The sequence below is a fragment of the Lentzea sp. NPDC054927 genome, assembly GCF_053610285.1.
The window spans coordinates 39,410-59,783 of the sequence record NZ_JBSGXZ010000026.1 but is presented as its reverse complement, the minus strand read 5'-3'; the positions used below and the strand labels follow the sequence as shown (position 1 = coordinate 59,783).

The window sequence follows — 20,374 nt, the reverse complement described above, 5'->3', positions numbered from 1 at the left end:
GCTACTCGCCGGTCTGGCCGTCGGCGAGCTCGCGGAGCAGATCCAGATGCCCGACGTGCCGTGCGGTCTCCTGCGTCACGTGGGCCAGGATCCACCGCACGGTGAACGTCTCGTGCGCCGCGTTGTCGTCGGGACCGCGCTGCTTCAACGCCTCGGCGTTGGCCCACTCCTCGCGATAGGCCTGGATCAACGACTCGGGTGTGTCGTCGTCGACGAGGTCCCACGACGGATCCGGATCGCCCTTCCACAACGACGGCAGATCCAGTCCCGCGCCCGCGATGCACAGCCAATACCGTTCCACCGCAACAAGATGCTTGAGCACGCCGAGCGCGGTCAGCTTCGGCGACGTGGCGATCGGGGCCGCCGCGGCCTGGTCGCGGGTCAGCCCGTCGACCTTCAGCACGGCGGTCTTGCGGAGGAAGTCCAGGAACTCCCAGGCGAGCACGCCTTCGTCCGTGGCGAGGTTCGCGGGCCAGCTTCGCGTCATCCGGTGAGTTTGTCAGCGGTCAGTAGTAGCGGCGCAGCTGGGGCCAGATGACGTCCCATGATTCCGTTGGGGCCGTGCACATCCAGAGTTCTGTGCCGTCCTCTTCGTTCTCGATGACGTTGTGGTGCTGTGCGACGCGCTTGCACCCGGTGAACGGCGGTGTGTTGAAGCCGACGAGCAGCACGTTCTTGTTCAACGTGACAGGAGGTCCCCAGTCGTAGAACGACATGTGGCCGGAATGGACCTGGATCGCCGTGAAGGCCTCGATCGCACCGGCCTGGCCGTAGTTGCGAGTGATCACGACGGGCCGGTCGTTCGACCAGTACGCCTTTTCGACGGTGTTGGCGAACTCGTGCCAGCCGACCTGCTCGCCGGGCTCCTGGTTGATCGCCAGGATCGGGCCGATCGCCTCCTTCGGCAGCACCGGCAGCGAGATCACCGCCGCGGGTACCACACTGGCGACCACCAGCACCGCGCCGATCGCCTTGCGGCGCAACAACCATTCCTGGGCCTGCCGCGAGCCCGCCGCCAGCAGCACGAGCAACAACGACACCGCGTAGTACGGCTTGCCGCCCGTGATCAGCGTCATCGCGCACAGCACCGGGTAGGCGAGTGCGATGGAGCGCAACGTCCTGTCGCGCCACAGGTTCCGGAACCCGATCACCCACACCGGTACCAGGAGCGGTGACAGCAGAAGGATCTGCATCGGCACGAACATGACGCGGTTCTCGAAGCCGCCGTCCTCGCTGATGCCCTGCGCGACCGTGAGCAACGGGAAGTCGTGCAACGCCTGCCACGCCACCACCGGAGCTGCGATCACCATGCCCACCGCGATGCCCGCGGGCAGCCACCACGTGCGGAACACACCGCGCGGCCCGGTGATGAGCAACGAGATCGCCAACGCCGCGACCAACAGCAGGAGCAACCACTTGTTCGCGAGCCCGACCCCGATCGCCGCGCCGATCGCGAGCCACCACCGGCCGTCCCCCGACTTGAGCAGCCTGATCGTGAAGTACCCGATCAGCGTCCAGATCAGCAGGTCGAGCGTCGCGGTCGACAGCATGTGGTCCACCGCGAGCACGTACGACCCCGTGGCCGAGGCAGCGGCGGCGAACACCGCGCCGCCACCGAGTTCCTTGGCGATGAGCGCGACCACGATCGTTGTCGCGAGTGCCATCAACGTCGCCACGACCCGAAGTCCCGTGGGCGTCTTGCCGAACAACTCCGTCGAGACGTCGGCGAGGAACGGCGTCATCGGCGGCTGGTCCACATATCCCCACGCGCGCCGGTCGCCGGCCGCCATGAAGTAGAGCTCGTCCCGGTGGAACCCGTACCGGCCGGACACCGCGGTCAGCACCACCGCCTGCACAGCGAGCACGATCCCCAGCCCACGCCTCATGGGCGGACGGTACCCAGCGGGTATCTGATCAGGTGGCGTTTTTGCGGTACCAGCGGGGCGAGGTGTTGATCGGGGGCTTGAGGCTCGCGTTGACCACGATCATGGTGGGGCCGGTCGCGCCGGACAGGGCTTCGCGGAGCTCGTCGAAGCCGTCGAGCGTGACCGCGGGGATCCCGAAGCTCTCCGCCAGCTTCGCGAAGTCGGGCCTCGTGAGGTCCACCCCGCTGATGGCGTGGTTCGCGACCTGCTGGTCGTACCGGAGCATCCCGTACCCGCCGTCGTCGACGAGCACGATCGTCAGCGGCAGGTTCTCCTGCCTGAGCGTCGCGAGGTCCCCGCACGCGAACAGGAACCCGCCGTCGCCCACCACCGCGATCGCCGGGCCGTCGATTGCCGCCCCGAGCGCAGCAGGGAACCCGAACCCGAGCGTTCCCCACCCGACCGGGTATGCCAGCCCGCGCGGCTTGGTGACGTGGTGGAAGCCGCCGATCCAGTAGCCGGGGATGCACATGTCGGCGACGATCGTGGCGTCGGTGCCCTCGAGCGCCTTCAACAACGTCACGGCTTCGGGAGAGTCGGCTTCTGCCAGCGCCCGCACTTCGGCGTTGACCGCTGCGACGTCCACGACGGCCTCTTTGCCGCTCACCCTCGCCGCGAGTGCCGCCGTGACGATGGCCGCATCGCCTTCGATCGTGACGTCCGCGGGGTAGTTCTTGTTCGCTTCCGCTTTGTCGATGTTGACGGCCACCAGCTTGCGCGGCTTCGGCTGCAACCAGTTCTGCGTCATCATGCCGTCGAAGTCCGTGCCGATCGCGATGACGAGATCGGCCTCGTCCCACAACTTGCCCACGGGCGGTGCGTGCACCGGCCCTCGCACGACATGAGGGCTGTCAACGAGACCGCGAGCCCCGTAGGTGGTGACGATCGGCGCCTGCAACCTGGCCGCCAGCGCCCCGACCGCCGCTCCTGCTCCCGACCGCGCCGCGCCACCGCCGGCCCAGATCAGCGGCCTCTCCGCCGCGGCGATCAGCCTCTCGGCCTCGGCGAGGTCCGGGAACAGGTAGGTCTGCCCCACCTTCGCCACCGCGTGGTGCGACACCTCGGCGGACAGGAAATCCGTTGGCACACCGAGATAAACCGGTCCGTGCGGGCTGAGCACCGCCTGCTGCACCGCCTTGTCGGCGCACGCCCCCAGCTCCTGCGCGGCGGGCACGTCGAACGCCGCCTTGGTGACCGGCCCGAACATGGCCTTCTGATCCCGGGTTTCGTGCAGCACGCCCCGGTAGACCCCCGGCCGCCTGAGCGTGGACGGGATGTCCGTGGCGATCACCAGCACCGGGCTGCCCGACGCCCACGCCTCACCGGTGGCGCCCAGCGTGTTCGCCGCGCCCGGCCCGGTGGTCACGACCGCCACGCCGAGCTTGCCGGTGGTCCTTGCGTAGCCGTCCGCCGCGTAGACCGCCGTCTGCTCGTGGCGTACCCCGACCATGCGGATGCCGGGGTGCTTCCGCAACGCCTCCCAGATGGCGAGGTTGTGCACGCCGGGCAGGCCGAACACGACCTCGACGTCGTGCGCGGCCAGCACTTCCAGGAGAACCTCGGCGCCTCTGGGCATGATCCGACGCTAAGGCCTGCTTACGACCTCGACAACGGGTCAGCAGGAGGTCTGGTGCTCAGGCTCACGTGCACCACGGCTCGTGCGGACGTTCCGATACTCGGCGTGAGAACGACTTGGCGGAAAGTGTCCGTTGTTCGATCGGTGGTTGCGGAATCGAGGAAGCCGAATCCGGATCGATGCCGTGGTGTGTGAGGAATTCGACGTCGCTGTTGCACCATTTCACCCTCTGGGGTGAATTGGTTGCGCGGGTCGGCCCAGGGCGGCGGACCTGTTCGGCAGAGCGGGCGAACCGCGGCCCGACGCCGGTCCGTGCCCTGTGGTTAGGTGAATTCCACCTGGCGCAGCACTCCGACCGGCCGGGACGTCGTGCGCAGCGCCTTTTCCGCAATGGCCGAATTGAATAGGAGCGTCGAGGTGGCGTGGACACTCCCGTTTCCCGGCGATTCGCGACTCCGTGAAATGGCCTTCAGATGATTGACGACTGAACCATGTTCAGGGAGTGGCCCCTTGTGCCACGATGTGCGGCGACCGCACGACCTGGGGGTAGGAGATGCTGTACTTCGGTGGGCTGTTCGGAGTGGTGATGCTGGGCATGACGGTCTTCGCCGTCGTGGACGTGATCACGACCGACGAAGGCTCGGTTCGCAATCTGCCGAAGATGCTGTGGCTTCTTCTGGTCTTGCTGTTCCCGTTGGTGGGCTCGATCGCGTGGTTCGTGGCGGGTCGTCCGGTGGTGGGGGCCGGGCGTGCGCGCTTCGGTGCGTACGAGCGCGAAGCTTCGACTTTTCCGAGTACAACCGGCCGGGGCGGTTCGCGGCCACCAATCCTGACGACGACGAGGAGTTCCTGCGCCGCTGCCGTGAGCGCGCGGAGGAACAACGACGCAAGGGACGCGAGAACCAGTGAGGAAAGTCCTGCTGTTCTTAGTTGTTCTGCTCGCCGGTTGCGGAGGCAACGCGCAGCTGGCGGCCCCGCCGAAGGCGCCGCAAACGTCCACTTCGGACAAACTGGCGCCCGCCGAGTTCCAGGCACGCTGGTGGACGTGGGCCTCCCAGCCCGCGAACTCCAACCCGGTCTCCGACACCTCCGGGCGCTTCTGCATGCGGGAACAGCCGGTCGAGGTGTGGCTGCTCGCCGGTTCCCTCGGTGACGGCCCGGTCGAGCGGCAGTGCCGCGTTCCCGCCTCCAAGCCACTGCTCGCCCCTGTCGTGAACCTCGCGAGCGATGTCGCCGGCTGCGAGACGTTCATGAAGGGCGCGCAGGGCGAGGTGCTGATGGACGGTTCCACGCAGGCGTTGACGAGGGTGTCCGCCACGCCGTTCACCTACGAGGCGCGGGCGGGCAACCCGTTCGGTGCCCAGGTCGGCCGGGTCAATTCGGTCGGGTGCGGTCTGTACGCGTGGATCACCCCGCCCGCGGCCGGTGAGCACGAGCTGGTGATCCGCGGATCGGCCGGCGGCAAGGACGTCGACGTGAAGTACAAGCTGATCGTCGGCTCGGACTGAGCGTCCGCAGGGGAAAATCGTTGTGCGGATCCGGTAACGTGGTCATCGGCGTCGAGCAGACGTGAGGCTGGAGCCGCTCCCCGGCAGTGAGTGGCACGTTCCGCCGCAGTGTTCAGCAACTCCTGCTCGCTGAAGCGAACCGACCACGTAGACGCGTGCACATGCGTCCTTGTCGGCCGAGCCGGGCGGCGGAAACGAGGACTGCTGTCATGGCACGTCTGTCCACGACGGACCAGCTCGCCGATTTGCGGCGCACCTACACGGGCGAGAACCTGTCCCAGGCGGTTCCGGCCGTCCGCGACGGGGAGGTCCTGCTGCCCGACGCGACCACCGAGGCCCAGCGTCAGCTGGAGGCCAAGGTGCTGATCGCGGCGTGCACCGCGGCGAGCATGCTCCAGCTGATGCCGCCCGCGAGCATCGTCAAGCCCGCCCACGCGTTCCGGACGGTGGAACCGGGGGAGACCCTCAAGCTGCACCTCAACGACCACGCTCTCGGCCCGCTGCTGTTCGAACTGCTGCCGCGCACCGAGGCCGGCTTCGGCATGGGCGTCGCAGGCCTCGCGCACCGGCAGTACCGGCGCTCGGCAGAGCTGACCACGGGTGACGCCGCTGTCGTGCTCGCCGGGGTCGACGAGAAGGCGTGGGACCTCGGCATGCGGTACGTGCGCTGGATGCACGACTTCCGCGGCGTCGAGTACGTCGACGGCGGCGGCAACGACGAGGAGATCGCGGAAGCGGCCACTGGGAGCGCTCTACTGCGCCGGGTACACCTGTGGCATGACGCGAGCTGGCTACGAGCACTTCCGCTGGGAACAGGGTGGTTCGTCGAGTGGCCCGGTGGCCCGGAGGAGGGCGAGATCAGGGAGAAGCTCTCCCACCCGCGGTTCGGCACGACCCGCGAGATCACGCTCCGGAGAGCAGAAGCGCCCACCGAGGACGTCGAGGAGGGCATGCGGACCTATCCGTGGCCTGAGGAGTTCGTGTCTGCCGTCACGGCTGGTGAGCCCGATCAGGGACCTCCCCGCCGGTAGACTGCGCTTTCGCCCGCAGGAACGATCGTCAGGAGGACCCCGGTGACCCAGCAGGCTGCCGAGGCCCAAGCCGAAGCCACGCGCAAGGCCCCTCGTGTGCTCGTCGCCGAGGACGAGGCGCTCATCCGTCTCGACCTCGTCGAGATGCTGCGCGAAGAGGGCTACGACGTGGCGGGCGAGGCCGCAGATGGCGAAGAGGCCATCAAGCTCGCGACCGAGCTCAACCCCGACCTGGTCATCCTGGACGTGAAGATGCCCAAGGTCGACGGGATCGAGGCGGCGCAGCAGATCGCGGGCAAGCGGATCGCGCCGGTCGTGATCCTCACCGCGTTCAGCCAGCGCGACCTGGTCGAACGCGCTCGTGACGCCGGTGCGATGGCCTACCTGGTCAAGCCGTTCGCCAAGCGGGACCTGGTGCCCGCGATCGAGCTGGCCATCAGCCGGTTCGGCGAGCTCGCGGCCCTCGAACAGGAGGTCGCCGGGCTCACCGAGCGCCTGGAGACGCGCAAGGTCGTGGAACGGGCCAAGGGCATTCTCATGACCAAGCAGGGTCTGAGCGAGCCGGAGGCGTTCCGGTGGGTGCAGCGCACCGCCATGGACCGCCGCACGACGATGAAGGCCGTCGCAGAGGCCGTCATCGAGAACTTCGGCTGAGTTCCAGCCACACGGAGTCCGTCTGCCGCCCTGGATCCTCAGGGCGCAGGCGGACTTCGACGTTGTGGCTGCCTTTCAGCGAGATCTCCAGCTCGTGCCGGCCACCGGCACCACCCGGCATCGGCAGCGTCGCGACGTGACTGCTGTCGACGTACACCTCAAAGCCCGCTATCGGCGCCACTGAGCGTGCGTGGGCGGCGTCGAGGGTGATCACCAGCGCCGCGTCGTTCGGGGTCACACGGATGAACTCAGCCGTCATCACGGGCAGAACCGGCGCGGGCTCGCCCGGCGCGGCTTCCAGCTTCATCGGCGACCGGCCCGGCACCTCCAGGTAGCTCTCGAGCACCTCGGCCTGCGACGCACCGGGCATGCGCAGCACGAACGGCGTCAGCGCGTCCGGTCCGGCCTGCCCGAGCAGCTCGGCGGGCACGTCCCCGACCAGGGTGAGCTCGCTGTCCTGCGCCCCGGACCAGCCACTCACCTCCGGGCGCAGCGGCAGCCGGGCCGAACCGAGTTGCGCGACCAGGCCGTTCGGATCGCCGCCGTCGCCCAGACGCACCGTTGCTCGTAGTCGCGCCGACGAGGCCCCACGCAACGGTGCGCGCGCCACGCCGATGCCCGGCGCCTCCTCCTCGGGCTCCAGAACGCGCAACGTCCCCGCCACGATCGGTGTCTCGATCACCTCGGGCGCCCACCGGAGCGGTCCGGTGATGCCGACCGCGTCGATTTCCACGCGTCCGGGATAGCTCGGCGGCGGGGTGGCGCTGATCAGAACGCTCGCCTCACGCCACTTGGGCACAACGGGCGAAGTTGCGACCTGTGCGCCGTCTTGCAGAACGCGCACACCGTTACGTGTGAGCACTACTTCGAATCGATGCAGAACGCCCGCACCACGCGTGCCGGGTGACACGGAGTCGTCCACCACCACCCGTATCGCATCAGCGGGAGGTATGGGTCCGACGCGATCCGGTGTTCCCGGGACCAGGTCGAGCACGAGTTTCCCGCGCGGCCCGGCCGCGTCCGTCACGACGGCCACCCGGCCCAGCTCGTCTGATTCGTTCAGCTGAAGCGGTGTCCGTGCGCGCAACACGGCCGTGTCGTTCCCGCACGGCATGTCGATCACCAGCCGACCGCCCGGCCCGGAGCTCGGGTTCACGCAACCAGGGCGGCCGCTCAGGTGGTAGCGGCGTTGCAGCGAACTGTCGTCGAAGTCGTCGAGCCATCCCTTCACCGCCTCCTGCCACACGCCGCCACCAGGTCGTATCTCGGACCTGGCGGCGAGAGAGCGCTGCCCGAACGCGTCCACGGCCCGCACGTCCACCTGTCCGGAACCCGCGATCTCGGGCGACGCGACGAGCTTGCCGAGGACCTCGTAGCCGGCCGCGCCGGTCACGGGCGCCCAGTGGACCCGGCCGTCGCTGCTCCATACGGAGGACGGCGCGTTGAGCGGAGCCGGCTGAGACGGCAACTTGACGAAATCCGCCGCGAACTTCGTCAGCCGAACTGGCTGTGAACTGGGCTTCTTGGCTGCATCATCGGTCTCGCGCAAGACCAGCACCGCGGCGACGAGCACAGCGGCGGCGCCAACGGCCGCGATCACCCGACGACGCGGAGTCATACGTCCAGGTTATGGCAGCCGTCCAAAGAGTGAACGAAGGTTACGGTATGTGACATTGCTTAAGTGAAACATAACGCCGCGTTGCGTTATGGTCACGAGCCCATTGGCTTTGATGACTGGGGTCACAGTCATCGCCTAGGTTCCGGCCATCCCTCAGGAGAGGGTGATGGAGCGGTGCGCGGAGAACTCGCGTTGCCGGGAGCAGGGATAGAGGAGGGACATCACGTGCGTAAGCACTCTGTGAAGTCCGCTGCGATTGTCGGCGCCACGCTGCTTGTCGTCGCAGCCTGTGGCTCGAACAAGAATGAAGGCGGCACTGCGGGGGGCAGCTGCGACACGTCGAAGGGCACCTTGACCGTCGGCGTGGTCGCCCCGCTGTCCGGCAACCTGTCCGCTCTTGGCCTCGGCATCAAGCAGTCCGCCGAGCTCGCCGTGGACGAGGCGAACAAGAAGTGCACGGTCAAGGGTTACAAGCTGAACGTGTCCGCTCAGGACGACGAGGCCAACCCCGCCAAGGGTGCCCAGGCGGCCACCAAGCTGTCGACCGACCCGAACGTCGTCGGCGTCGTCGGCACGCTGAACTCTTCGGTCGCCCAGACCGTGCAGCCGATCCTGAAGGAAAAGAAGATTCCTCAGGTGTCGCCCGCGAACACGAACCCGACGCTGACCAGGGGCAACGACTTCCTGACCGCCCCGAAGCGCCAGTTCGACAACTACTTCCGCGTCTGCACCACCGACGACCTGCAGGGCCCGTACGCGGCCAACTACCTCGTCGAGAAGGCCGGCAAGAAGAAGATCGCCATCATCACCGACGGCAAGACCTACGGTGAGGGTCTCGCCGCGGAGCTGTCGAAGCAGGTCGCCAAGAAGGGCGGCACGATCGTCGGCTCCGAGAAGGTCGGCGAGAAGGACACCGACTTCTCCGGTGTCATCTCCAAGATCAAGGCGCTGGCCCCCGAGGCCGTCTACTACGGCGGTGAGTACCCGGTCGCCGGCCCGCTGTCGAAGCAGATGGCGAGCGCGGGCCTGAACGTTCCGCTGATGGGCGGCGACGGCATCTTCGACCCGAAGTTCATCGAGCTCGGCGGTAAGGAAGGCGACCTCGCCACCTCCGTCGGCGCGCCGACCGAGTCTCTGGCCACGGCCAAGGCGTTCGTCGACGCGTACAAGGCGAAGTTCGGCAAGGAGGACTACGCCGCCTACGGTGCGTTCTCCTACGACGCCGCGAACGCCATCATCGGCGCGCTGGCCAAGACCGTTGACGGCGCTGCCTGGGACGAGTCGAAGCGTGACTCGATGCTGACCAACGTCGGTTCCTACAGCGGCTCCGGCGCCACCGGTGAGGTCAAGTTCGACCAGTACGGCGACAGCACCAACAAGGTTCTGACCGTCTACCAGGTCACCTCTGGCAAGTGGAAGGACGTTCAGACCGGCGAGTTCACCGGCTGACGACTACTGATCACTGATTGAAGCTACGGCGGGGGCGGGCGTTGTTTGCTCGCCCCCGCCGTCTACGGAGGTAGTCGTGTCAGTCCTGCTTCAACAGCTGGCCAACGGGGTCATGCAGGGCGCGTTGATCGCCCTGATCGCCCTCGGGTACACGATGGTGTACGGCATCATCCAGCTGATCAACTTCGCCCACGGCGAGGTTTTCATGGTGGCCTCGTATGGAGGCCTTGCCACGTTCACGCTTCTTCCTGACGACCTCAAGAAGTCGCCTGCCGTGGCCCTGCCGCTCATGTTCGTCGGCGGCATCGTGGTGGCGGTCGTCGTCGCCGTGATCATGGAACGGTTCGCCTACCGGCCGCTGCGCAACGCGCCTCGGCTGGCACCGCTCATCACCGCGCTCGGCGTGTCCGTGTTCCTGCAGGAGGCGGTGCGCGTCTTCTACCCGAACGCCAAGTCGAACCTGCCCTACCCGAACGTCTTCCCCGAGGGCAACCTGTCGCTCGGCCCGGTCAACATCTCGTGGACCGGTGTCCTGCTCGTGGTGCTCTCCGTGGGTCTCGCGGTCATCCTGCAGACCTACATCAACCGCTCGCGCATGGGCCGCGCGATGCGTGCGACCGCGCAGGACCCCGACACCGCGAAGCTGATGGGCGTCAACCCCGACCGCGTGATCGTGCTGACGTTCATCCTCGGCGCCGTGCTCGCCGGCGTCGCGGGCATCCTCTACGGCGGGTTCCTCGGCAACATCAACATCGACATGGGCTTCCAGAACGGCATCTTCGCCTTCACGGCGGCTGTTCTCGGCGGTGTCGGCAGCATCCGGGGCGCGGTCATCGGCGCGTTCATCATCGGTCTGATCAAGACCCTGGCCGGTCAGTACATGCCGGGTGGCACCCAGTACGACTACGTGTGGATCTTCGTCGTGCTGATCCTCGTGCTCGTCTTCCGTCCGCAGGGTCTGTTCGGCGAGCCGGAAAGGGTGCGCGCATGAGCACGAGCACTGTGTCCACCTCTTCTGAATCCGCGGCGGTGGCGAAGCGTTCCGCGCTCGCGCCCCTGGGCAAGCCGTTCGCGGCTGCCGGTGGTGTCCTGGCGATCGTCGCGGCTCTCCTGCCGTGGGTCACGTTCACCCTCAACGACGGCAACTGGCCGGACAAGTCGACGCTGCAGTTCTTCGACGCGCCGTTCGCCGTCACCGGCTTCCGCTGGCACGTCCTGCTGCTCGGCGTCCTCATCCTGGTCGCGACGTTCGCGCCGGTTCCTGCCAAGGGCCGGGTCGTCCGTGCCCTCGGTTGGGGCCTTACGGTCGTGGCGTTCGTCAACGCCGCGTACATCACGGTCAAGGGTGGCGGCCTCGGTGCCATCACGGCCGTTGATGGCGCTACCGCGTTCGGTGCTGTCGTAGGCCTCGTCGCCGGTGTGCTGGCGATCCTGGCCGGTTACGGCATCGGCATCGGGCCGGTGGGCGAGTGGAAGTTCAAGGTCTCCACTCCGATCGCGTACCTGGTGCTGCTGGTGTCGTTCGGCGCGGTGCTCTACGCCGTCGCCGCGATGCTGACCACCGGTGGCGTCGGTTCCGCCAACCCGTACGCGGGTGCGATCTTCCTGTCGTTCCTCGGGTTCGCCGGTGGTCTGATCGGCGCGCTGAGCGGTGTCGGCTTCGTCCGCTGGCTCTCGGCGCTGTCCGAGCAGCACCGCGTGTTCAGCGTGATCGTGCTGGCGGCGTGCGCGTTGCTGCTGCCGTTCACCGACGCGGGCAACGAGTACTGGATGACGGTCGCGGCGAACATCGGCATCTACGCCGCCACCGCGATCGGCCTGAACATCGTCGTCGGTCTCGCGGGTCTGCTCGACCTCGGGTACGTGGCGTTCATGGGCATCGGTGCCCTGGTGGCAGCGAACTTCTCCGGTGCCGCCACCGCGCACTTCGGCATCCACCTGCCGTTCCCGGTCGCCGCGGCGGCCGCGGCCATCGTGGCCGGCATCTTCGGCGCCATCGTCGGTTCGCCAACGCTGCGGGTCCGCGGTGACTACCTGGCGATCGTGACGCTGGCGTTCGGTGAGATCTTCACCCGTTCCGCGCAGAACAACATCGGTGGCATCACCAACGGCTCCAACGCCATCCCGGGCATCCCGCCGCTGTCGCTGTTCGGCGCGGAGTTCAACAAGTCGATCTCGATCGGCGCGCTGAAGCTGCCCGCTGGTGTCCTCTACTACATCCTCATCGTGCTGCTCGTGGCGGCGACGATGGCGGTGTTCGCGAACCTCAAGTTCAGCCGCATCGGCCGTGCCTGGATCGCGATCCGCGAGGACGAGGACGCTGCCCGTGCGATGGGCATCCGCACCGGCAAGATGAAGATCCTCGCGTTCCTCATCGGTGCCACGCTCGCGGGTCTCGCCGGCGCGGTGTTCGCGCACAAGAACGGCACGGTGTCCTACGAGTCGTTCAAGTTCCTCGAGTCGGTCACCCTGCTCGCGGCGGTCATCCTCGGCGGCATGGGCTCGATCCCGGGCGCCGTGCTCGGTGCGGCGCTGCTGTTCGTGCTGCCCGAGAAGCTGCGCGACTTCGAGGACTACCGCCTCATGATCTTCGGCCTCGCGCTGATCCTGATCATGCGGTTCCGGCCGGTCGGCCTGATCCCCGATGCGCACAGGCGCGCCGAGATGGTGGAGCGCGCCGACGAGAACGCCGAAGAGGCGCACGTGGAGGCGAAGAAGGCATGAGCACGCCTGTACTGGAAGCGCGTGACGTCTCGATGGTCTTCGGTGGCCTCAAGGCGTTGAAGGGCGTCACTCTGACGCTCGAAGAAGGCAAGATCGTCGGCCTGATCGGCCCGAACGGTGCGGGGAAGACGACGTTCTTCAACTGCCTGACGGGTCTGTACACGCCGACCACGGGTGAGGTGCTGCTCAAGGGCAACGTCCTGCCCGGCGACCCGGCGAAGGTGACGGACGCGGGCGTGGCCCGCACGTTCCAGAACATCCGCCTGTTCCCCAGCATGAGCGTGCTGGAGAACGTCATGGTCGGCCGGCACGTGCGGATGAAGCAGGGCCCGCTGGCCTCGCTGTTCCACGGCCCCGCCTACCACCGCGGTGAGAGGGCGGCACGCGAGCGGTCGCGGGAGCTGCTTGCGTTCGTCGGCCTGAACAACCTGGACGACGAGCTCTCGCGCAACCTCCCGTACGGCGACCAGCGCCGTCTCGAGATCGCGCGCGCGTTGGCGACGGACCCGGCAGTGCTGCTGCTGGACGAGCCCACGGCCGGCATGAACCCGCAGGAGACGGAAGCGACGCAGCAGCTGATCTTCCGCATCCGCGAGACGGGTGTGTCGGTCGTCGTCATCGAGCACGACATCAAGTTCATCTTCGGGCTGTGCGACACGGTTTCCGTGCTCGTGCAGGGCGAACTGCTCGTCGAGGGCAGCCCCGAGGTCGTGCGGGCGGACCCGCGGGTGGTCGAGGCCTACCTCGGCAAGCCGCCGGAGGAAGTCGAGCACGAGATCGAGGCCGCCGCTGCTTCTGCTGAGGAGGAGCAGGCATGACCGCGCTGCTCGAAGTCCGCAACCTTTCGGTCGCCTACGGCGCCATCGAAGCTGTCCGCGACATCTCGTTCACCGTCGAGGCCGGCCAGATCGTGTCGCTGATCGGCTCGAACGGTGCGGGCAAGACCACGACCCTGCGCACCATCTCGGGTCTGCTGCGTCCGGCGTCCGGCGAAATCCTGTTCCAGGGCAAGCCGATCCACAACGACCCGGCGCACGCGATCCTCGGTGAGGGCATCGCCCACTGCCCCGAGGGCCGCCGGCTCTTCCCGCGGATGACCGTGGAGGAGAACCTGCACCTCGGTGCGTACGTCCGCAAGGACGACGGCGTCGCGTCCGACATGCAGCGCGTGTACGACCTCTTCCCCGTGCTGGGGGAGCGGCGGCACAACAAGGCCGGGCTCTTCTCCGGTGGCGAGCAGCAGATGCTGGCCATCGGCCGCGCGATGATGTCGAAGCCCCGTCTGCTGATGCTCGACGAGCCCTCGATGGGTCTCTCGCCGATCATGACGCAGAAGATCTTCGACACCATCAAGGAACTGCAGTCGCTCGGCACCACCATTCTGCTGGTGGAGCAGAACGCGCTGGCCGCTCTGGCGCTGTCGGACCGCGGGTACGTGATCGACCTTGGCCGCACCACTTTGGACGGTCCGGGGCAGTCGTTGCTGGCTGACCAGCGGGTGCGGGACGCGTACCTGGGTGAGTCGCACTGATTTTTGGTTGTTGTGGGAGCGGGGCGGAGGGATTTTCCTCCGCCCCGCTTTCGTTTGTCGGGGCTGGGGCTGGGGCTGGGGCTGAGGCGGGGGGCCGGGGCCGGGGTTGGCGGTCCTGGCGTGGCGCGGCAGGGGTGGCGGGATTGGCTGTGGCCGCGCGGGGTTGGGTGGTTGGCGGCTCACCGGTGTGCGGGACGTTCGCCGTGGTGGAGCGCGCGGAGTTGGTGGTGAGGAGCGGGGCGGAGGGTGTCCTCCGCCCCGCCGGGGTCAGGTGCGGTCGAAGTCGGCCAGGATGCGGGGGAGCGCCAGCTTGGCGGCTCGGCCGTGGTTCACGTCTGGGCCCAGGTCGATGAGCTTGCTTCGGGCGTGGTGTTGCTTCAGACGGTCGTTGCAGTAGACGGAGGTCTCCAGCAGCGTGTCGCGGTCGCCGGCGGACGAGTAGATCGTCGTCGGGACGGTAGGGCGCCAATCGCAGTAGCTGTCGGCCTCGCGCAGTTTGGTGCGGAGGATGCCGGTTGGGTTCTTGAGGCGTTCCACGTAGGTGGCAGTGAGCAGGTCGGTCATGGTTGCCGGCAGGTGCTGGAAGATCTCCTCGTTGCGGTGCTCGCCGTCGAACAGCGCCTCGATCGACGGGTCGTTGAAGGCCTCGGCCGGGTCGTTGTAGAGGTGGTGGAGGCGGTTCCACGCCACCGTCCAGTACGCCATGTACGCGACGCCGTTGGAGATTTCGCCCTGCAAGGCTTTGGCCACCAGCAGGCTTGGTTTGAAGGGGCCGCCGATCGGGGCCAGGCCGCCCACCTTCAGGTGGGGGTCGGCGCCGCGGTGCAGGGCCTGGCCCAGGGCCATGGTGGCGTGGCCGCCCTGGGAGTGGCCGGTGATCATGATGCGCGGGTCGGGGCGCAGGCCGCGGCGGGCGGCGAACTCGCGGGCTGCGCGTAAGGCGTCGACCGAGGCTGTGACGGTGGACGGGGCGTCCACGTACGGGTGGTAGCCAGGGCCGGTGCCCAGGCCCAGGTAGTCCGGGGCCGTGGTCAAGTAGCCGGCCGAGGCGAAGAGCAGGGCCGCCGCGCGGTCGTTGCCGTCGGCGACAGACGCCACCGAGCCTCGGTAGCCGGTGGTGCCGTGCAGCCAGGTGGCCTGGCGCGGTGACCTGTCGTTGTTGCGGGGTGAGGCGATCAGGGCGCTGGCGGTGGTGGGTCTTCCGGTCGGGTCGATGGTGCGGTACGTGATCCGCTTCGCGTCCACGTCGAATCGGACGCGTGAGGCGTCCAGGTCGTAGTCCCCCAGGTACGTGACCAACTGGGTGGTGTCCATGGTGGACACCGGGACGACGTCGAGGAGTTCGCCGCGCGTCGAGTGCGCGGAAGCCGTGGCCGGCACCAACGAGGCGGCCACGGCAGCGCACAGGACTGCTGCTGTCAGTCGAGTCGTGAAGGTCATGCCTCCACGATGTCGAGGTGATCTTGGTTCGACACTGGGGCTGACCGCAGACTTGGGGTGTGGTTTACCCCAGTGTTCAGGCTCCCGGCGGCTTGGGGCGGAGGATGCACGTGAGGCGCGCGGTGCAGGTGCGCTTGCCGTCCTCGTCCGTCACGACGATCTCGTAGGTCGTGGTGCTGCGGCCGAGGTGGATGGGGCGGGCCACGCCGGTGACCATGCCCTCGCGCGCGGCCCGATGATGGGTGCACGACAGCTCGAGGCCGACGGCGATGGTGCCGAACTGGTGGGCGTGCAGCGCGGACCCGAGGGAACCGAGCTGCTCGGCGAGGACCGCGTTCGCGCCACCGTGCAGCAGGCCGAACGGCTGGCGGTTGCCCTTGACCGGCATGGTGCCGATCATTTCCTGGACATCCCATTGGGTGATTTCGATACCCATGCGGACGTGCAGTTGCTCGTCCGCGAACTCCGCGGGCAGGTCGGGGGTCACGCAGGCTCCAAGGGCTCAAGCAAAACTGTCAGACCTCCACCCTAGACTCGGGCTCGTGACTTCCTCAGACGTGAAACGACTGCTGCTCATCGACGGTCACTCGATGGCCTACCGAGCGTTCTACGCCCTGCCCGCCGAGAACTTCGTCACGAAGACGGGCCAGGTCACGAACGCCGTGTACGGGTTCACGTCCATGTTGATCAACATCCTGCGGGACGAGAAGCCCACGCACGTCGCGGTGGCGTTCGACGTGTCGCGCAAGACGTTCCGCTCCGAGCAGTACCCCGAGTACAAGGCCGGTCGCACCAAGACGCCGGACGAGTTCCGCAGCCAGGTCTCCCTGATCAAGGACGTGCTCGCCACCCTCCAGATCCCCACGATGGAGAAGGAGAACTACGAGGCGGACGACATCATCGCGACCCTGACCACGCAGGCCGTGGCGCAGGGCGTCGAGGTGGAGATCGTCACCGGCGACCGCGACGCGTTCCAGCTGGTCAACGACCAGGTGACGGTGTTGTACCCGGTCAAGGGCGTCTCGGAGATGGGCCGGTTCACGCCCGCATACGTCGAGGAGAAGCACGGCGTGCGGCCCGACCAGTACGCGGACTACGCGGCGGTGCGCGGCGACTCGTCGGACAACCTGCCGAACACCCCCGGTGTCGGCCCGAAGACGATCATCAAGCTGCTCAACCAGTTCGGCGGGCTCAACGAGCTGGTCGACCACATCGACGAGGTGCCCGGCAAGGTCGGCGAGGCCCTGCGCGGCAACCTGGCGAACATCATCATGAACCGCCAGCTCACCGAGCTGATCAAGGACGTCGAGCTGCCGTACACGATCGACGGCCTCGAGGCCCGGCAGTGGGACCGCGACGCCGTGCACCAGCTGTTCGACGAGCTGGAGTTCCGCGTCCTGCGCGACCGTCTCTTCCAGACCCTGACCACGGCGGAGCCCGAGGCCGAGGAGGGCTTCGAGGTCTCCGGCGGCGCCATCCCCGCGGGCACGCTCAAGAAGTGGCTGGACGAGAACGCGCGCAAGACGCGGGTCGGTGTCGCGCTGCGCATCACCACCGACCTGGAGGGCGTCGCGCTGTGCACGGCCACCGGTGAGGGCGGGTACGTCGACGTCACCGAGCTGAACGAGGCCGACGAGCAGGCGCTGGCCGCCTGGCTGGCCGACGAGAGCGTGGCCAAGGCGGGCCACGACCTGAAGCTGCCGTTGCGTCGCGTGCGCGCTCGCGGCTGGAAGCTGCGCGGCCTGACCTCGGACACGGCACTGGCCGCGTACCTGGTGCGTCCCGGCCAGCGTTCGTTCGCCCTCGACGACCTGGCGTTGCGCTACCTCAAGCGCGAGCTGCGCGCCGAGGAGTCCGGCGACGGCCAGCTTTCGCTGCTCACCGACGAGTCCGAGGAAGCCCAGAAGGTCGCGACCAGCACGATCCTGCGCGCGCGGGCCGTCGCCGAGCTCGCCGACCGCCTGGACACCGAGCTCGTCACCATCGGCGGCGCCGACCTGCTGGCGAACCTCGAACTGCCGCTGATGAACGTGCTCGACGAGGTGGAGGCCGTCGGCATCGCGATCGACGTCGAGCACCTGTCGGAGCTGGAGGCGCACTTCGCGGCCGGCGTGAAGCAGGCGGCGCAGGACGCGTACTCGGTGATCGGCAAGGAGATCAACCTCGGCAGCCCGAAGCAGCTGCAGACGGTGCTCTTCGAAGAGCTGAACATGCCGAAGACGAAGAAGACCAAGACCGGCTACACCACGGACGCGGACGCGCTGCAGAACCTCTTCGAGCAGACCGAGCACCCGTTCCTGCAGCACCTGCTCTCGCACCGCGACGTCACGCGGCTGAAGTCCACTGTGGACGGCCTGCTGAAGTCGGTGGCCGACGACGGCCGCATCCACACGACGTTCCACCAGACCATCGCCGCCACGGGCCGGTTGTCCTCGACGGACCCGAACCTGCAGAACATCCCGATCCGCACGGACGAGGGCCGCCGCATCCGCCAGGCCTTCGTCGTCGGCGACGGCTTCGCGGAGCTGATGACCGCGGACTACAGCCAGATCGAGATGCGCATCATGGCCACGCTGTCCGGCGACGAGGGCTTGATCGCGGCGTTCAAGAGCGGCGAGGACCTGCACACCTACGTGGCGTCGCAGGCGTTCTCGATCCCCACCGCCGAGGTGACGGGCGAGATGCGCCGCCGCATCAAGGCCATGTCCTACGGCCTGGCGTACGGCCTGTCGGTGTTCGGTCTCTCGCAGCAGCTCCGCATCCCGACCGAAGAGGCCCGTGAGCAGATGGAGGCCTACTTCGCCCGCTTCGGCGGCGTGCGTGACTACCTCAACGAGATCGTGAAGAAGGCCGGCAAGGACGGCTACACCGAGACCGTCCTGGGCCGCCGCCGCTACCTGCCGGACCTCACCTCCGACAACCGGCAGCGTCGCGAGATGGCCGAGCGCATGGCCCTCAACGCCCCCATCCAGGGCAGCGCCGCGGACATCATCAAGGTGGCCATGCTGGGCGTCTTCCGCGCGCTGGAGGAGTCCGGCCTGCGCTCGCGGATGCTCCTGCAGGTCCACGACGAACTGGTCCTGGAGGTCGCCGACGGCGAGCGCGAGGCCGTGGAGGCCCTGGTGCGCGACCAGATGGGCAACGCCTACCAGCTCCTGGTCCCGCTAGAGGTCTCGGTCGGCGTGGGTCGTTCCTGGGACGACGCCGCTCACTAGACGCAGTCGTCGCCGACGAGCTCCTCGCCCCACCTCAACTTATAACCGCCCCCCGGTCTTGCCGCAAGACCGGGGGCGCCCCTCACAATTCGTGGCCTGACCAGGGGATTGAGGGGTTTCACGATGCGATTTCTGGTGTCCACCAACGACGTGAAAGTCGTTGCGCCGCCGGACTTCGGGGACCTGGTGACCGGCAACGGCATCGACTTCACACCGGCCGGCCCGAACCTGCGCACCGCCACCGCAGTCAAGGTGAAGCCAGAGGACCTGGGCAGGCTGGCCGAGGAGTCGGTGCGGGAGCAGTTCCGGGTCGCGGGGCAGGCGGCGCAGGGGACGGACGTCCTGGTGACGGGCGGTGCGTTGCAGCACGCCACCCGTTCGATCGCGGAAAGCATCAACGCGCACTACGTGTACGCGAGCATCTGCGCGAACACATTGCCTGGGATCAGCAACGCCACATGTTCGCGAGTTCGCGCACTGCTCTCAACACCGAGCGCGCCACGCTCGGCCTTGATCCGATCGACGACGACCGCCCGCCCGCCCCGGAACTGGAGGCGTTCCTCGCGGACGGCGAACCGCCGATCTACTTCGGCCTGGGCAGCATGCGTGGAGCCCAGGACACGGTCCATGAGGCGGTCGAGGCCGCCCGCGTCCTCGGCAAACGGGTTGTGTTGCAACGAGGTTGGGCCGACCTGCAGCTCACCGACGACGCGGCGGACTGCATCGCGATCGGTGAGGTGAACCAACAGGCGTTGTTCCGCCGCGTCGCCGCCGTCGTGCACCACGGTGGCGCCGGCACCACCACAACGGCCGCGGCAGCAGGCACGCCGCAGATCGTGCTGCCTCACATGTACGACCAGTACTACTGGGGCAGCCAGGTCGAGCGACTGAACATCGGCCGGTCGGCGAAAGCGGTGACCAGCGAAGGACTTGCCGAGGCACTCCAGCTCACCGAACAGGCCGCCAAGGTGGCCACCCAGGTGCGCACGGACGGTGCGCGGGTCGCGGCGAAACGGCTGATGGAGCTCTAATCGCCTGATGCGGACGGCGGCAGCGTGGTAATCCAACGGCATGAAGATCCTCGCCGTCGCGTTGCTCCTCGTTGTCGCCGCCTGCACGACCACCAAGGAAGGTGCGCCGACCAGGGAGGCCTGGCTGACGGGCAAGCTGACGTTCCGCGAGGTCAAGAGCGAAGCCCCGACCACGAAACCGTCGTCCGGTTATCCGGCGCCCCAGCAGAAGGCGGACGACCCCGCGGTCCAGACAGCGAGGACGACCAGGCAGAGCAAGGACGACAAGGTCCGCGAGCAAGCGCTCGGCACGTTCGACTGCACTGCGCCGGACCCGTTGGTGGGCAACGACGACGCGGCCGCCCCGCTGGTCACCTGCAACGCCGGTGACGCCAAGTACGACCTCGGCACGGTGTTCCTGGACGGCGACCGCATCACCAAGGCCGAGCCCATGCCGAGCCAGGACGGTGGCCACGTCGTGTCGGTCGAGTTCGACTCGCAGGGCGCGAAGGTGTGGAGCGAATTCACCACCGAGCACGTGGGGAAGCAGGTGGCGATCCTGATCAACGGGCGGGTGCTCAGCGCGCCGATGATCCAGTCGCCGATCACCGGTGGCGCCACGCAGATCTCCGGCAGGTTCACCGCGAAGGAAGCCGCGCAGCTCGCCGCACAGTTGAGCGGAAGGTGAACCGG

General features: G+C 67.8%; 18 protein-coding genes and 1 pseudogene. 12 read left to right on the top strand and 7 right to left on the bottom strand.

Annotated elements, in window-relative coordinates; translation table 11 throughout:
* Position 1: 1 nt before the first annotated feature.
* The 4 genes from ACWGE0_RS28685 to ACWGE0_RS28670 all read right to left on the bottom strand — a co-directional run bounded on the left by ACWGE0_RS28685 (position 2) and on the right by ACWGE0_RS28670 (position 4,152).
* Positions 2-487: a DinB family protein gene (locus ACWGE0_RS28685; RefSeq protein ID WP_452263997.1), complete on the bottom strand. Its 486-nt coding sequence runs from the start codon at positions 485-487 to the stop codon at positions 2-4.
* A gap of 19 nt (positions 488-506) precedes the next feature.
* Positions 507-1,886: a glycosyltransferase family 39 protein gene (locus ACWGE0_RS28680; RefSeq protein WP_452263996.1), complete on the bottom strand. Its 1,380-nt coding sequence runs from the start codon at positions 1,884-1,886 to the stop codon at positions 507-509.
* A gap of 28 nt (positions 1,887-1,914) precedes the next feature.
* Positions 1,915-3,501 carry a thiamine pyrophosphate-binding protein gene (locus tag ACWGE0_RS28675; RefSeq protein ID WP_452263995.1) on the bottom strand — a complete coding sequence of 529 codons (1,587 nt, stop codon included), beginning with the start codon at positions 3,499-3,501 and terminating at the stop codon, positions 1,915-1,917.
* A 495-nt stretch (positions 3,502-3,996) separates the two neighbouring features.
* Positions 3,997-4,152 (bottom strand): hypothetical protein, encoded by a 156-nt coding sequence (locus ACWGE0_RS28670; protein ID WP_452264057.1) that lies wholly within the window; start codon positions 4,150-4,152, stop codon positions 3,997-3,999.
* Between ACWGE0_RS28670 and ACWGE0_RS28665 the strand changes: the two are divergent.
* From ACWGE0_RS28665 to ACWGE0_RS28650, 4 genes and pseudogenes are all read left to right on the top strand, one after another.
* Positions 4,088-4,410: pseudogene (locus ACWGE0_RS28665) on the top strand (PLDc N-terminal domain-containing protein). The gene ACWGE0_RS28670 and the pseudogene ACWGE0_RS28665 sit on opposite strands and share 65 nt — an antisense overlap.
* Complete coding sequence (locus tag ACWGE0_RS28660) at positions 4,407-5,009, top strand: hypothetical protein (protein ID WP_452263994.1); 603 nt, start codon at positions 4,407-4,409, stop codon at positions 5,007-5,009. The pseudogene ACWGE0_RS28665 and the gene ACWGE0_RS28660 overlap by 4 nt, the downstream one beginning before the upstream one ends.
* A gap of 209 nt (positions 5,010-5,218) precedes the next feature.
* Entirely contained in the window at positions 5,219-6,040 is an 822-nt protein-coding gene (locus ACWGE0_RS28655; RefSeq protein WP_452263993.1) for a hypothetical protein, read from the top strand.
* A 42-nt stretch (positions 6,041-6,082) separates the two neighbouring features.
* Entirely contained in the window at positions 6,083-6,694 is a 612-nt protein-coding gene (locus ACWGE0_RS28650; RefSeq protein ID WP_452263992.1) for an ANTAR domain-containing response regulator, read from the top strand.
* On the opposite strand, the gene ACWGE0_RS28645 is transcribed toward ACWGE0_RS28650, so the two are convergent.
* On the bottom strand, positions 6,675-8,312 hold the full coding sequence (locus ACWGE0_RS28645) for a hypothetical protein (protein ID WP_452263991.1): 1,638 nt from the start codon (positions 8,310-8,312) through the stop codon (positions 6,675-6,677). The genes ACWGE0_RS28650 and ACWGE0_RS28645 overlap by 20 nt on opposite strands.
* Before the next feature lie 351 nt (positions 8,313-8,663).
* On the opposite strand from ACWGE0_RS28645, the gene ACWGE0_RS28640 reads away from it, so the two are divergent.
* The 5 genes from ACWGE0_RS28640 to ACWGE0_RS28620 all read left to right on the top strand — a co-directional run bounded on the left by ACWGE0_RS28640 (position 8,664) and on the right by ACWGE0_RS28620 (position 14,016).
* Positions 8,664-9,761 carry a branched-chain amino acid ABC transporter substrate-binding protein gene (locus ACWGE0_RS28640; RefSeq protein ID WP_452263990.1) on the top strand — a complete coding sequence of 366 codons (1,098 nt, stop codon included), beginning with the start codon at positions 8,664-8,666 and terminating at the stop codon, positions 9,759-9,761.
* Positions 9,762-9,837: 76 nt separating this feature from the next.
* Positions 9,838-10,752 carry a branched-chain amino acid ABC transporter permease gene (locus ACWGE0_RS28635; protein ID WP_319970947.1) on the top strand — a complete coding sequence of 305 codons (915 nt, stop codon included), beginning with the start codon at positions 9,838-9,840 and terminating at the stop codon, positions 10,750-10,752.
* Positions 10,749-12,485, top strand: coding sequence for a branched-chain amino acid ABC transporter permease (locus ACWGE0_RS28630; protein ID WP_452263989.1), 1,737 nt, complete (start codon positions 10,749-10,751; stop codon positions 12,483-12,485). The genes ACWGE0_RS28635 and ACWGE0_RS28630 overlap by 4 nt, the downstream gene beginning before the upstream one ends.
* On the top strand, positions 12,482-13,303 hold the full coding sequence (locus ACWGE0_RS28625; RefSeq protein WP_452263988.1) for an ABC transporter ATP-binding protein: 822 nt from the start codon (positions 12,482-12,484) through the stop codon (positions 13,301-13,303). Before ACWGE0_RS28630 ends, ACWGE0_RS28625 begins: the two co-directional genes overlap by 4 nt.
* The gene (locus ACWGE0_RS28620; RefSeq protein WP_452263987.1) at positions 13,300-14,016 is read left to right on the top strand and encodes an ABC transporter ATP-binding protein; all 717 of its coding nucleotides are present in this window, start codon (positions 13,300-13,302) and stop codon (positions 14,014-14,016) included. The genes ACWGE0_RS28625 and ACWGE0_RS28620 overlap by 4 nt, the downstream gene beginning before the upstream one ends.
* A gap of 267 nt (positions 14,017-14,283) precedes the next feature.
* Here ACWGE0_RS28620 and ACWGE0_RS28615 read toward each other — a convergent pair whose 3' ends face one another.
* Both ACWGE0_RS28615 and ACWGE0_RS28610 read right to left on the bottom strand, forming a co-directional pair.
* A complete protein-coding gene (locus ACWGE0_RS28615) occupies positions 14,284-15,456 on the bottom strand; it encodes a lipase family protein (RefSeq protein WP_452263986.1) in 1,173 nt (390 codons plus the stop codon).
* A 76-nt stretch (positions 15,457-15,532) separates the two neighbouring features.
* A complete protein-coding gene (locus ACWGE0_RS28610; RefSeq protein WP_452264054.1) occupies positions 15,533-15,892 on the bottom strand; it encodes a hotdog fold thioesterase in 360 nt (119 codons plus the stop codon).
* Between ACWGE0_RS28610 and polA the strand changes: the two genes are divergently transcribed.
* The 3 genes from polA (at position 15,891) to ACWGE0_RS28595 (ending at position 20,369) form a co-directional block, all read left to right on the top strand.
* On the top strand, positions 15,891-18,671 hold the full coding sequence (polA, locus tag ACWGE0_RS28605) for a DNA polymerase I (RefSeq protein ID WP_452263985.1): 2,781 nt from the start codon (positions 15,891-15,893) through the stop codon (positions 18,669-18,671). The genes ACWGE0_RS28610 and polA overlap by 2 nt on opposite strands.
* Positions 18,672-19,129: 458 nt before the next feature.
* Complete coding sequence (locus ACWGE0_RS28600) at positions 19,130-19,702, top strand: glycosyltransferase (protein WP_452263984.1); 573 nt, start codon at positions 19,130-19,132, stop codon at positions 19,700-19,702.
* Positions 19,703-19,742: 40 nt separating this feature from the next.
* Positions 19,743-20,369, top strand: a complete 627-nt coding sequence (locus ACWGE0_RS28595; protein ID WP_452263983.1) for a SecDF P1 head subdomain-containing protein — start codon at positions 19,743-19,745, stop codon at positions 20,367-20,369.
* Positions 20,370-20,374 lie beyond the last annotated feature (5 nt).

Excerpts from the sequence above, each read along its gene's own strand:
- ACWGE0_RS28685 (WP_452263997.1), bottom strand. The coding sequence starts at position 487 with ATGACGCGAAGCTGGCCCGCGAACCTCGCCACGGACGAAGGCGTGCTC.
- ACWGE0_RS28680 (WP_452263996.1), bottom strand. The coding sequence starts at position 1,886 with ATGAGGCGTGGGCTGGGGATCGTGCTCGCTGTGCAGGCGGTGGTGCTG.
- ACWGE0_RS28675 (WP_452263995.1), bottom strand. The coding sequence starts at position 3,501 with ATGCCCAGAGGCGCCGAGGTTCTCCTGGAAGTGCTGGCCGCGCACGAC.
- ACWGE0_RS28655 (WP_452263993.1), top strand. The coding sequence starts at position 5,219 with ATGGCACGTCTGTCCACGACGGACCAGCTCGCCGATTTGCGGCGCACC.
- ACWGE0_RS28645 (WP_452263991.1), bottom strand. The coding sequence starts at position 8,312 with ATGACTCCGCGTCGTCGGGTGATCGCGGCCGTTGGCGCCGCCGCTGTG.
- ACWGE0_RS28630 (WP_452263989.1), top strand. The coding sequence starts at position 10,749 with ATGAGCACGAGCACTGTGTCCACCTCTTCTGAATCCGCGGCGGTGGCG.
- ACWGE0_RS28625 (WP_452263988.1), top strand. The coding sequence starts at position 12,482 with ATGAGCACGCCTGTACTGGAAGCGCGTGACGTCTCGATGGTCTTCGGT.
- ACWGE0_RS28620 (WP_452263987.1), top strand. The coding sequence starts at position 13,300 with ATGACCGCGCTGCTCGAAGTCCGCAACCTTTCGGTCGCCTACGGCGCC.
- ACWGE0_RS28615 (WP_452263986.1), bottom strand. The coding sequence starts at position 15,456 with ATGACCTTCACGACTCGACTGACAGCAGCAGTCCTGTGCGCTGCCGTG.
- polA (WP_452263985.1), top strand. The coding sequence starts at position 15,891 with ATGCGGACGTGCAGTTGCTCGTCCGCGAACTCCGCGGGCAGGTCGGGG.
- ACWGE0_RS28610 (WP_452264054.1), bottom strand. The coding sequence starts at position 15,892 with ATGGGTATCGAAATCACCCAATGGGATGTCCAGGAAATGATCGGCACC.
- ACWGE0_RS28600 (WP_452263984.1), top strand. The coding sequence starts at position 19,130 with ATGTTCGCGAGTTCGCGCACTGCTCTCAACACCGAGCGCGCCACGCTC.
- ACWGE0_RS28595 (WP_452263983.1), top strand. The coding sequence starts at position 19,743 with ATGAAGATCCTCGCCGTCGCGTTGCTCCTCGTTGTCGCCGCCTGCACG.